The organism is Streptomyces echinoruber (assembly GCF_014651135.1).
Lineage (GTDB): Bacteria > Actinomycetota > Actinomycetes > Streptomycetales > Streptomycetaceae > Streptomyces > Streptomyces echinoruber.
The window spans coordinates 67,613-79,475 of the sequence record NZ_BMWH01000032.1 but is presented as its reverse complement, the minus strand read 5'-3'; the positions used below and the strand labels follow the sequence as shown (position 1 = coordinate 79,475).

11 protein-coding genes are annotated in these 11,863 nt (G+C 74.8%); 9 read left to right on the top strand and 2 right to left on the bottom strand.

Annotated features, from left to right (window positions below; all coding sequences use genetic code 11):
• Positions 1-979: 979 nt before the first annotated feature.
• Positions 980-1,747, top strand: a complete 768-nt coding sequence (locus tag IE225_RS32785) for a tetratricopeptide repeat protein (RefSeq protein WP_194667544.1) — start codon at positions 980-982, stop codon at positions 1,745-1,747.
• Positions 1,748-1,800: 53 nt separating this feature from the next.
• On the opposite strand, the gene IE225_RS28245 is transcribed toward IE225_RS32785, so the two are convergent.
• Entirely contained in the window at positions 1,801-3,090 is a 1,290-nt protein-coding gene (locus tag IE225_RS28245; protein ID WP_190060465.1) for a DUF1015 family protein, read from the bottom strand.
• An 84-nt stretch (positions 3,091-3,174) separates the two neighbouring features.
• Between IE225_RS28245 and IE225_RS28240 the strand changes: the two genes are divergently transcribed.
• The 4 genes from IE225_RS28240 to IE225_RS28225 all read left to right on the top strand — a co-directional run bounded on the left by IE225_RS28240 (position 3,175) and on the right by IE225_RS28225 (position 7,449).
• Positions 3,175-4,203 (top strand): HAD-IIA family hydrolase, encoded by a 1,029-nt coding sequence (locus IE225_RS28240; protein WP_190060464.1) that lies wholly within the window; start codon positions 3,175-3,177, stop codon positions 4,201-4,203.
• Positions 4,204-4,316: 113 nt separating this feature from the next.
• Positions 4,317-5,363, top strand: a complete 1,047-nt coding sequence (locus IE225_RS28235) for a FecCD family ABC transporter permease (protein WP_190060463.1) — start codon at positions 4,317-4,319, stop codon at positions 5,361-5,363.
• Positions 5,360-6,442: a FecCD family ABC transporter permease gene (locus IE225_RS28230; protein WP_190060462.1), complete on the top strand. Its 1,083-nt coding sequence runs from the start codon at positions 5,360-5,362 to the stop codon at positions 6,440-6,442. Before IE225_RS28235 ends, IE225_RS28230 begins: the two co-directional genes overlap by 4 nt.
• A gap of 92 nt (positions 6,443-6,534) precedes the next feature.
• Entirely contained in the window at positions 6,535-7,449 is a 915-nt protein-coding gene (locus tag IE225_RS28225; RefSeq protein WP_190060461.1) for an ABC transporter ATP-binding protein, read from the top strand.
• On the opposite strand, the gene IE225_RS28220 is transcribed toward IE225_RS28225, so the two are convergent.
• Positions 7,433-7,780, bottom strand: a complete 348-nt coding sequence (locus IE225_RS28220) for a sterol-binding protein (protein ID WP_190060460.1) — start codon at positions 7,778-7,780, stop codon at positions 7,433-7,435. The genes IE225_RS28225 and IE225_RS28220 overlap by 17 nt on opposite strands.
• 42 nt (positions 7,781-7,822) lie before the next feature.
• On the opposite strand from IE225_RS28220, the gene IE225_RS28215 reads away from it, so the two are divergent.
• The 4 genes from IE225_RS28215 (at position 7,823) to recN (ending at position 11,752) form a co-directional block, all read left to right on the top strand.
• On the top strand, positions 7,823-8,194 hold the full coding sequence (locus IE225_RS28215) for a hypothetical protein (RefSeq protein WP_190060459.1): 372 nt from the start codon (positions 7,823-7,825) through the stop codon (positions 8,192-8,194).
• Between the two features lie 7 nt (positions 8,195-8,201).
• Positions 8,202-9,017 carry a TlyA family RNA methyltransferase gene (locus IE225_RS28210; RefSeq protein ID WP_190060458.1) on the top strand — a complete coding sequence of 272 codons (816 nt, stop codon included), beginning with the start codon at positions 8,202-8,204 and terminating at the stop codon, positions 9,015-9,017.
• Positions 9,014-9,919, top strand: a complete 906-nt coding sequence (locus IE225_RS28205) for an NAD kinase (RefSeq protein ID WP_190060457.1) — start codon at positions 9,014-9,016, stop codon at positions 9,917-9,919. Before IE225_RS28210 ends, IE225_RS28205 begins: the two co-directional genes overlap by 4 nt.
• 114 nt (positions 9,920-10,033) lie before the next feature.
• Entirely contained in the window at positions 10,034-11,752 is a 1,719-nt protein-coding gene (recN, locus tag IE225_RS28200) for a DNA repair protein RecN (protein ID WP_190060470.1), read from the top strand.
• Positions 11,753-11,863: the final 111 nt, after the last annotated feature.

Here is an 11,863-nt window from a genome sequence, read left to right as displayed (position 1 = left end):
CACATTCCGAACCCGGAAGCTAAGCCTTACAGCGCCGATGGTACTGCAGGGGGGACCCTGTGGGAGAGTAGGACGCCGCCGAACAATTCGTGGAGGACCCCTGGTCACCAGCGTTCAGCTGGCGTCAGGGGTCCTTTTCTTTTCCCGGAGCGCATCCGGGTACCCGGCTGCGCGAGAATGACGTTGCGGTACAGAAAGACAGGAGCCCCCGATGTCCACCAACTCTCCCGACGAGCGTCCGGAGCGCGAGCAGCGCCGCCGGGACAGTGGTGATTGTGGCGATCGCGGCGGGTACCAGGGCGGCGCCCGGCGCGGCAACGACCGCGGTGGCGACCGTGGAGGACATGTCCGGCGCGACGACCGCGACCGTGGCGGATACGGTCGGCGGGACGACCGCGGCCGCGACGACCGTCGCGATGATCGGCGCGGCGACCGGCGTGATGACCGCCGTGACGACCGCCGTGACGACCGCAGGGGCTTCCGGGACCGCGATGACCGCGACCGCGGATACCGGTGGGGCGACCGTGCGGAGCGCCCCGAGCGCGGCGGCTTCCGCCGGGACCGGGACGACCACCGCGGTGACCGCGGCGGCTTCCGCGGCCGGGAAGGCCGTAGGGACGACTGGCGCAGGGACGATCGTAGGGACGAGCGCCGTGACGACTGGCGGGAGGACCGCCGGGGTGAGCGGCGGGACACCGAGCGGCCGGGACGGTCCGAGCGGAGCGAACGGAGTGAGCGTTCCGAACGCGGTGAGCGGACCGGGCGGTTCGAGGCCCGGCGGGACGAGCGGCGCGGCGGCGGGTTCCGGCGCGAGGAGGGCCGTGGTGAGCGCGGCGGCTTCCGGGGGCGGACCCCGAGCGGCCGGGGCGAGCCCCGCCGTGACGACCGCGGTGGACGCCCGGGAGGCTTCCGCGGGCGCGACGACCGGCGCGGCGGCGGCCGGTTCCGTGAGGAGCGGGACCGGGAGCCGATCAAGCGGCTGCCGATCCCGGAGGACGTCACCGGCAACGAGATCGACAAGGACGTACGGCAGGAGCTGCAGAGCCTGCCCAAGACGCTCGCCGACGACGTGGCCCGCAACCTGGTGATGGTGGCGCGGCTGATCGACGACGACCCGGAGGCCGCGTACGGCTACGCCAAGGTGGCGCTGCGGCTGGCGTCGCGCGTCGCCGCCGTGCGGGAGGCGGCCGGGTTCGCGGCGTACGCGAACCAGAAGTACGGCGAGGCGCTCGCCGAGTTCCGGGCCGCGCGGCGGATGACCGGAGCGGTGGACCTGTGGCCCGTCATGGCCGACTGCGAGCGCGGCCTCGGGCGGCCCGAGAAGGCGCTGGAGATGGCCGGCGCGCCGGAGGTGCACAAGCTCGACAAGGCCGGCCAGGTCGAGATGCGGCTCGTCGCGGCCGGTGCCCGGCGGGACATGGGGCAGCTGGACGCGGCCATCGTGACGCTGCAGAGCCCCGAACTGGCCTCCACCTCGGCCCAGCCGTGGACCGCGCGGCTGCGGTACGCCTACGCCGACGCGCTGCTCGCCGCCGGGCGGGAGCGGGAGGCGCGCGAGTGGTTCGCGAAGGCCCTCGAGGCCGACCGGGACGGCAGCACGGACGCCTCCGACCGGCTGGCCGAGCTGGACGGCGTGGAGTTCACCGACGCGCTCGACGAGACCCTCGCCGACGAGGACGTCGTGGACGGTGACGACGACGGCGTTGACAACGACGGTGACGGCGACGGCGGCGACAAGAAGGACTGACGTACGTCGGTGACGAGGGCGGGACCCCGCAACGGGGTCCCGCCCTCGCGCGTTCACGGCTCCAGCGTGCGCAGGACCAGGCCCGACGCCGGTTTCGGGCCGAAGGACGTCGACTTGCGGGGCATGGTGACGCCCTGGCGGGCCAGGTCGCGGACGACGTCCTCGCGGACCGGGTGCATCAAAACGGCCGTGGCGCCGTCGCGTTCCGCCTTCTCCACGGTGGCGGCCGTGTCGTGGATGTAGGAGACGTGGGCCGCGGAGTCCTCGGGGATGCGCCAGACGTGGGCGAGGAGCGCGGCGTGCAGGACGGTCGCGTCCAGGGCGCGCCAGGCGGCGGGCCGGCCGGCCGGGACCGTACGGGCCAGCAGGCCGGGGTCGGGGCGGTCGACCAGGTGGAAGGCGCCGTCGCCGGCGAGGAGATAGGCGTTGCCCGCGCCGGCCGCGTCGGCCAGCGCCTCCAGGGCGTCGGGGAGCGGCACGGCGAGGCGGCGGACGCGGAAGAGGCCGTCGAGGGCGGCGAGCGCCCGGGAGACCGGCAGGCCGTGCAGGAGCCGGTGGATGGCGCGGACGCGCAGTGGGTAGCGGGCCGTGTCGACCAGCAGGACCAGGCCGAAGTCCCACGGGCTGGGGGAGGGGTGCTCGGTGCGCAGGCGGCAGTAGGTCGCCCAGCGGTGGTGGCCGTCGGCGATCAGGGCTTGGTGGCGGGCCAGGTCGGCCTGGACGCGGGAGATGTCGGCGGGGTCGGTGAGGGCCCACAGGCGGTGGTGGACGCCGTCCTCCGTGGTCGTCGACAGCAGCGGCGGCTGGGCGGCGGTGCGCTCGACGAGGGTGGTGGTGTCGGTGGTGGTGCCGCCGCGGTAGGTCAGCAGGAGGGGTTCCAGGTTGGCGCGGGTGGCGCGCATCAGGGCGGCGCGCTCGGCGACGACGTGCGGCATCACGTCCTCGTGGGGCAGGACCACGCCGTCGGCCGGGTCGGTCAGGCGCAGCGCGCCGATGACGCCGCGCTGGAGCAGACCGGTGGGGTCGCGCTGCTCGTAGACGTACAGGGCCGGTTCGGGGTCCGCGGCCAGGACGCCGTCGGACAGCCAGCGGCGCAGCGTGTCCGCGGCCTGCTCGGTGCGGGCGCTGGGAGTGGCGGCCTGCGGCAGGATGAGGCGGACGATGTTGTTCGGGTGCGCGGACTGGAGGTGGAGCAGGCCGTCGGGGCGTACCACGACGTCGTACGGGGGAGACGTCACGGCGGCCAGGCTGCCGACCCGTTCGGGGTCGTAGCGCAGGCCCCGGAACGGGGTGAGTTCGAGGCCCCGGCGCGTTGTCTCCGGCGAGTGACCTGCAGTATTCATCCCGGCATCGTACGGGTGTCGGTGGCATGGGGGATGATCGGGGGAACAGGCGGAAGATCCGTGGAGTCCGAGGAGCGATGTGACATGAGCCAGGGCGTCAGGACGAGGCCCGAGGGCAGTGGGCAGGCCCTGAGCGAGGCGTACGACACCGCGCTGCTCGACCTGGACGGGGTGGTGTACGCCGGCGGCCGCGCGATCGAGCACGCCGTCGAGTCGCTCGCCGCCGCCCGGGACGGCGGGATGCACCTGGCGTACGTCACCAACAACGCGCTGCGGACCCCGGATGCCGTGGCGGCGCACCTGACCGAGCTGGGCATACCGGCCGAGGCGTCGGACGTCATCACGTCGGCGCAGGCGGTGGCCCGGCTGGTCGCCGAGCAGGTGCCCGAGGGCGCGCGGGTGCTCGTGGTCGGCGGCGAGGGGCTGCGGGTCGCGCTGCGGGAGCGGGGGCTGGTGCCGGTGGAGTCCGCCGACGACGACCCGGCGGCGGTGGTGCAGGGGTACGGCGGGCCGGAGCTGCCGTGGGGGCGGTTGGCGGAGGCCAGTTACGCCGTGGCGCGGGGCGTGCCCTGGTTCGCGTCCAACACCGACCTGACCATTCCCAGCGGCCGGGGCATCGCGCCGGGCAACGGGGCCGCGGTGGAGGTGGTGCGCATCGCCACGGGGGCGGAGCCGCAGGTGGCGGGCAAGCCGCTGCCGCCGATGCACCGGGAGACGATCCTGCGGACCGGCGCGAAGCGGCCGCTGGTGGTGGGGGACCGGCTGGACACCGACATCGAGGGGGCGTTCAACGGGGGTGTGGACTCGCTGCTGGTGCTGACCGGTGTGACCGACGCGGTGAAGCTGCTGGCCGCGCCGCCGCAGCACCGGCCGACGTACGTCGACGCCGACCTGCGGGGGCTGCCGGCGCCGCAGCCGGAGGTGACCGAAGCCGACGGAGGTTTCCAGTGCGGGGGTTGGACGGCCCGGGCGGGAACGGACCGGCTGGAGCTGGACGGTGACGGCGAGGCGGTGGACGGGCTGCGGGCACTGTGCGCGGCGGCCTGGACCGCGGCCGGGCAGGGGGTGTGCGAGCTGGACGCGGAGAAGGCGCTGGCGCGGCTGGGGTGGTGAGGAGCGGGGACCGGCCACGGAACCTCGGGCGGTCGGCGGAACCTCGGGCGGTCGGCGGAACCCGGACGGCTGGCGGAACCCGGGTGGCTGGAAGGATAGGCTAACCTAACCGGGTGTTCGTCGACAGTCCTCCCGAACGGCACGCGGCGGCAGCCGCCGTGGCACCTTGGAAACGCCGGGCGACCCGGACCGCGGGGCTTCTCGCGTCCGTGGGAATCCTGGCGCTGGTCGCGCTGGCCAGCATCGCGATCGGCGCCCGAGAACTGTCCGTGGGGCAGGTCTGGCACGGGCTGTTCGGCGACACCGGCACCTACGGCGACGTGGTGGTGCGCGGGCGGCTGGCGCGGACCGCGCTCGGGCTGCTGGCCGGTGCCGCGCTCGGGCTGTCCGGGGCGATACTGCAGGCGGTGACCCGCAATCCGCTGGCCGATCCCGGGCTGCTCGGCATCAACGCCGGCGCGTCCGCCGCCGTCGTCACCGCACTCACGTACCTCGGCGTCAACTCACTGACCGGATACGTGTGGTTCGCCTTCCTCGGGGCGGCCGCCGTTGGCGCGCTGGTGTGGTTCCTGGGCGGCGGACGGGGGGCCACACCGGTGCGGCTGGCACTGGCCGGCACGGCGGTGGCCGCCGCGCTCACCGGATACGTCCAGGCCGTGATGATCCTGGACGACGCGGCGCTGGGCCGGATGCGCTTCTGGACGGTCGGCTCGCTCTCCTCGGCCACCTGGGGCACGATCATCCGGGTACTGCCGTTCCTCGCCGTCGGCACCGTCCTCGCGCTCGCCCTCGCCCGACCGCTCAACGCCCTGCAGATGGGCGACGACACCGCCCGCGCGCTCGGCGCCCACCCGGGCCGCACCCGCGCCCTGGCCATGGCCGCCGCGACGCTGCTGTGCGGCGCGGCCACCGCGGCCTGCGGGCCGATTGTGTTCGTCGGGCTGATGGTGCCGCACGTGGTGCGCTCCATCACCGGCCCCGACCTGCGCTGGATCCTGCCGTACACGACCGTGCTGGCGCCCGTGCTGCTGCTCGGCGCCGACGTCGTCGGGCGCATGGTGGTGCGGCCCTCGGAGCTGCAGGTCGGCATCGTCACCGCGGTGCTCGGCGGCCCGGTGTTCGTCCTGCTCGTCCGGCGCGGAAGGACGGCGAAGCTGTGAGGACTCCCCCCTCCCGCACCCGCGTGCTGCGCACCCGGGACGGTTTCTCGGTCCGCCTGGACGTGCGGGCGTGCACCGTCGTCCTGGTGCTGCTGGCCGTCGCGCTCACGATGAGCGTGCTGCTCATCGGCACCGGCGACTTCCCCGTCCCGGCCGGCGACGTGCTGCGGGCGCTGGCCGGGGACGGCGATCCGGGCCAGGAGTTCGTCGTCCGCGAGCTGCGGCTGCCGCGGGTCCTGGTCGCGCTGCTGGTGGGCGCCGCGCTCGGGCTCGCCGGGGCGCTGTTGCAGTCCGTCTCCCGCAACCCGCTGGGCAGTCCGGACGTGCTCGGCCTCGGGCAGGGCTCGGCGGCCGGCGCGCTCGTCGTCATCGTGCTGCTGTCCGGCTCGGCCGCCCAGGTCGCCGCGGGGGCGCTCGCCGGCGGGCTGGCCACCGGCGCCGTCATCCACCTGCTGGCGTGGCGGCAGGGCGTGCACGGTTACCGGCTCGTGCTGGTCGGCATCGGCGTCAACGCCGTCCTCGTCGCCGTCAACGGCTACCTCATCACCAAGGCGGACCTGGTCGACGCGGCCCGCGCCGTGGTGTGGATGACGGGCTCCCTCAACGGCCGCGACTGGAGCCAGGTCTGGCCGCTGCTCACGCTGTGCGCCGTCCTGCTGCCCGTCGTCCTCGGCAACGCGCGCGGGCTGCGCATGATGGAGATGGGTGACGACACGGCGTACGCCCTGGGGGTGCGCGTCGAGCGGGTGCGGGTCCTGCTGACGACCGCGGCCGTGCTGCTCACCGCGGCCGCCACCGCCGCCGCCGGCCCCATCGCCTTCGTCGCGCTCACCGCGCCCCAGCTCGCCCGGCGCCTGACCCTCCCCCGCCGCCCCAAGGGCGCGAAAGGCGCCGCCGTGTCCGGCCCCCACCTGGTCGCCTCCCTGTGCATGGGCGCCGTCCTGCTGGTCACCGCCGACTGGACGGCGCAGCGCGTCTTCGGCGCCGACCAGCTTCCCGTCGGCGTCGTCACCGGCGTCCTCGGCGGCGTCCACCTGCTGTGGCTGCTGGTCACCGAGCGCCGGGCGGGCCGGATGTGACCGCCCGCGAGCCGCACGGCACAAGAGGCAAGGACACAGGGCGCAAGGACGCAAGGCGCAAAGACACAAGGCGCAAGGACACAAGGAGCACCGTGAACCGTCTCGCCGCCGAGAACGTCACCCTCGCCTACGACCGGCGGGTCATCGCCGAGCAGTTGTCGGTGGAGATCCCCGACCGCTCCTTCACGGTGATCGTCGGCCCGAACGCGTGCGGCAAGTCGACGCTCCTGCGCGCCCTGTCACGGATGCTCAGGCCCGCCCGGGGCCGGGTGCTGCTCGACGGGCAGGCCATCCAGACCATGCCCGCGAAGCAGGTCGCCCGCACCCTCGGCCTGCTGCCGCAGTCGTCGATCGCGCCCGACGGCATCACCGTCGCCGACCTGGTCGCCCGCGGCCGCTACCCGCACCAGGGCATCCTGCGCCAGTGGTCGGACGAGGACGAGCGGGTCGTGCGGGAGTCGATGGAGCGGACCGGCGTCGCCGAACTCGCCGACCGCTACGTCGACGAGCTGTCCGGCGGGCAGCGCCAGCGCGTGTGGATCGCCATGGCGCTCGCCCAGCAGACGCCGCTGCTGCTGCTCGACGAGCCGACCACGTACCTCGACATCCAGCACCAGATCGACGTCCTCGACCTCTGTGCCGACCTGCACGAGCAGCAGGGCCGCACGCTCGTCGCCGTCCTGCACGACCTCAACCACGCCGCCCGCTACGCCACCCACCTCGTCGCCCTGCGCGACGGCCGGGTGATCGCCCAGGGCGCGCCGGGCGACATCGTCACCGCCGAACTCGTCGAGGAGGTCTTCGGGCTGCGCTGCCAGGTCATCGCCGACCCGGAGACGGGGACCCCCCTGGTCGTGCCGGCCGCACGCCGGGCCCGGACACGCGGGAACGCCCGGGGCGGCACCCCCGGGACGGGGAGCGGCGCCGGAGGCGGCGTCCCCGGGACGGAGAGCGGCACCGAAGGCGGCGTCCCCGGGAGGGGAAGCGTGGCTACAGAAGCTTCCTGAGCCGCAGCAGGTCGCGGAAACCGGCCTCCAGCCGCACCCGCCCCGACCCCCAGGCTCTGGCGAAGTGCAGCTCCCCGTCGACCAGCGCCACCAGGTCGTCGCCGTCCATGGCCAGCCGGATCTCGGCCCGCTCGGGCGGCGGTCCCGGCACGGTGTCGTCCACCCGGATCCGGCCGCCCGTGAGACGGCCGACGAAGGTGACGTCCAGGTCCCTGATGTGGCAGCTCACCGAGCGGTCCAGGGACACGGCCTCGCGGACGTCCCCCTCGGCGTGCCGCATGCTGTCCGAGAGCTTGTCGAGTGCGGCGCGGCACTCCTCGATCGTGGCCATCGCGATCGACGGTACCGCAGCCGTTCGGGGTAGCGTCGGGGCATGAGCGACGCGATGCCCGAAGCGGAGACGCCGGACGGGACGCCGGCCGAGGCACCCGCCGAGACGTCGGACGAGACGCCCGCCGAGCCGGAGCACGACCCGTCCGCGCCCGCCCCCCTGGACGTCCCCCGCACCCCCACCGGCCACGCCGAGGTCGACGCCGCCCTGGAGCGGCTGGCCGACGCCGACCACCTCGCCACCGACGGGCACGTGGCGGTGTACGAGGATGTACACCGGGGGCTGCGCGACGCGCTCACCGCGCTCGACACCCGCCCGGGACCCCCGGTGCCCGCACCGCCCCCGGGAACCCCGGCGCCCACCGCGCCCCCGGGCCCCCGGACGCCCGCACCGCCGTACGACCGCAGGAGCTGAACCGACCGTGGCAGGAGTCGCACGCCGCCGACTGGACGCCGAGCTGGTGCGCCGCAAGCTCGCCCGCTCGCGGGAGCACGCCAGCCAGCTGATCGCCGCCGGGCGGGTCACCGTCGGCAAGACCGTCGCGACCAAGCCCGCCACCCAGGTGGAGACCGGCGCCGCCATCGTCGTCGCCCGTGACGACAGCGAACCCGAGTACGTCTCCCGCGGCGGCCACAAACTCGCCGGCGCTCTGAAGGCGTTCGTGCCGCAGGGGCTCGTCGTGCAGGGGCGGCGGGCGCTCGACGCCGGCGCGTCCACCGGGGGTTTCACCGACGTGCTGCTGCGCGCGGGCGCCGCGCACGTCGTCGCCGTGGACGTCGGATACGGCCAACTCGCCTGGTCGCTGCGGAGCGATGAACGCGTCACCGTCAAGGACCGTACGAACGTACGGGAGTTGACGCTGGAGGCGATCGATGGGGAGCCCGTGGAACTGGTCGTGGGGGATCTGTCCTTCATCTCGCTCGGACTGGTGCTGCCCGCCCTGGTGCGGTGCACGACGCCGGACGCCGATCTGGTGATGATGGTCAAGCCGCAGTTCGAGGTGGGCCGGGAACGGCTCGGCAGCGGGGGCGTGGTGCGCAGCCCGCAGCTGCGCGCGGAGGCCGTGCGCAAAGTGGCCGAACGGGCCTGGGAACTCGGGCTCGGCGTGCGGGGAGTCACCGCCAGTCCGCTGCCCGGTCCCTCGGGCAACGTGGAGTACTTTCTGTGGCTCCGGGCCGGGGCACCGCAGCTGGACCCGGCCGATGTTGACCGTGCAGTGGCGGAGGGGCCGCGTTGACACAGAACCATGGTCGTACTGTTTTCCTGCTCGCCCACACCGGGCGGCCCGCGGCCGTGCGCAGCGCGGAGCTCGTCGTCAAGGGGCTGCTCAAGTCGGGGCTGAGCGTGCGCGTCCTGGAGGCGGAGGCGCGCGACCTGCCGCTGCCGGACGAGGTGGAGCTGGTCAAGGAGGCCACCCCGCAGTGCCTCGACGGGTGCGAGCTGCTCATCGTGCTCGGCGGCGACGGCACGCTGCTGCGCGGCGCCGAGTTCGCCCGCGCCTCCGGGGTGCCGATGCTCGGCGTCAACCTCGGCCGTGTCGGCTTCCTCGCCGAGGCCGAGCGCGACGACCTCGACAAGGTCGTCGACCGGGTCGTGGCGCGCTCCTACGAGGTCGAGGAGCGCATGACGATCGACGTCGTCGTGCACCGCAACGGCGACCTCGTGCACACCGACTGGGCGCTGAACGAGGCCGCCGTGCAGAAGGTGTCCGCCGAACGGATGCTCGAGGTCGTCCTGGAGATCGACGGGCGTCCGGTGACGGGCTTCGGGTGCGACGGGATCGTGCTGTCGACGCCGACCGGGTCGACGGCGTACGCCTTCTCCGCCGGGGGACCCGTGGTGTGGCCGGAGGTGGAGGCGCTGCTGATGGTGCCGATCAGCGCGCACGCGCTGTTCGCCAAGCCCCTCGTCACCTCACCGGACTCCGTGCTCGCGGTGGAGGTGCTGCCGCACGTTCCGCCCGGGGTGCTGTGGTGCGACGGCCGCAGGACGGTGGAGCTGCCGCCGGGGGCGCGGGTGGAGGTCCGGCGGGGAGCCGTGCCGGTGCGGCTGGCCCGGCTGCACCACTCCTCGTTCACCGACCGGCTGGTGGCGAAGTTCGCGCTGCCGGTGCAGGGATGGCGGGGGGCGCCGCACTAGCGGCGGCGGACGGGGACCGCCGGGGCGCGGGCCGCTGCGCCCCCGGGCCGACATGGCGACCGGTGTCGCACTTACCGTCACGAACCTCGTAAGGTCGTGTCCGTGCTGGAGGAGATGCGGATACGGTCGCTCGGCGTCATCGAGGACGCCGTCGTCGAGCTGTCGCCCGGCTTCACCGCGGTCACAGGCGAGACGGGCGCGGGCAAGACCATGGTGGTCACCAGTCTGGGACTGCTGCTGGGCGGGCGCGCGGACCCGGCGCTCGTCCGCGTCGGCGCGAAGCACGCGGTCGTCGAGGGGCGGATCAGCGTGCCCGCGGACGCCCCCGCCGTCCTGCGGGCCGAGGAGGCCGGCGCCGAGCTGGACGAGGGGGCGCTGCTGGTCAGCCGTACCGTTTCGGCCGAGGGCCGCTCGCGGGCCCACCTGGGCGGGCGGAGCGTGCCGGTGGGGCTGCTCGCGGAACTCGCGGACGAGCTGGTGGCCGTGCACGGGCAGACCGACCAGCAGGGGCTGCTGAAGCAGTCCCGGCAGCGGGAGGCGCTGGACCGCTACGCGGGGGACGCGGTCGCCGTGCCGCTCGTCAAGTACCGGGAGGCCTACCGGCGGCTGCGCGCGGTCTCCGCCGAGCTGGAGGAGATCACCACGCGCGCGCGGGAGCGCGCCCAGGAGGCCGACATGCTCCGCTTCGGCCTGGAGGAGATCGCGGCCGTCGAGCCGCGCGCCGGGGAGGACGTGGAGCTGGCGGAGGAGGCGGAGCGGCTCGGGTACGCCGAGGCGCTCGCGTCCGCCGCGGCGGCCGCGCACGTGGCGCTGGCCGGCGACCCGGAGGACCCCGAGGGCGTCGACGCCGCCACGCTCGTCGCGGGCGCGCAGCGGGCCCTGGAGGCGGTGCGCTCCCACGACCCGAAGCTGGCGGCGCTCGCCGACCGGATCGGGGAGATCGCCATCCTCCTCACCGACGTGGCGGGCGAGCTGGCCGGGTACGCCGACGACCTGGACGCCGATCCGCTGCGGCTGGCGGCCGTGGAGGAGCGGCGGGCCGCGCTGAACGCGCTGACGCGCAAGTACGGCGAGGACGTCGCCGCCGTCCTGGCGTGGGCCGAGCGCAGCGCCGCCCGGCTGACCGAGCTGGAGGGCGACGACGAGCGGATCGGCGAGCTGACCGCGGAACGGGACGCACTGCGCGCCGAACTGGGTGGGCTGGCGCAGGAGTTGAGTGAGGCACGGCAGGAGGCCGCCCAGCGGTTCGCGGCGGCGGTGACCGCCGAGCTGGCCTCGCTGGCGATGCCGCACGCGCGTGTGTCGTTCGAGATCCGGCAGACCGAGGACCCGGACGGCGTCGAGGTCGGCGGCCGTACGGTCGCCTACGGCCCGCACGGCGTCGACGAGGTGGAGCTGCTGCTCGCCCCGCACCCCGGCGCCCCGGCCCGGCCCATCGCCAAGGGCGCCTCCGGCGGCGAGCTGTCCCGTGTGATGCTGGCCGTCGAGGTCGTCTTTGCCGGGACCGACCCGGTGCCGACGTACCTCTTCGACGAGGTCGACGCCGGCGTCGGCGGCAAGGCGGCCGTCGAGATCGGGCGGCGGCTGGCGCGGCTGGCGAAGACCGCGCAGGTCATCGTCGTCACCCACCTGCCGCAGGTCGCCGCCTTCGCCGACCGGCAGCTGCTGGTGGAGAAGACCGACGACGGCTCGGTGACCCGCTCCGGCGTGCGGGTGCTGGAGGGCGAGGAGCGCATCCGGGAGCTGTCGCGGATGCTGGCCGGGCAGGAGGACTCCGAGACGGCCCGGGCGCACGCGGAGGAACTGCTGGCGACGGCGCGGGCCGAGGTGTGACGGGCGCGCGGGTGCGCGGTGCCGGGGCGTCGGGTGCGTAGTGCCGTGGGCCGCCGGATGCGCGGCGTGGATGCCGGGCGTGCAGCCTTTCTGACGGCTCGTCAGAAGTGC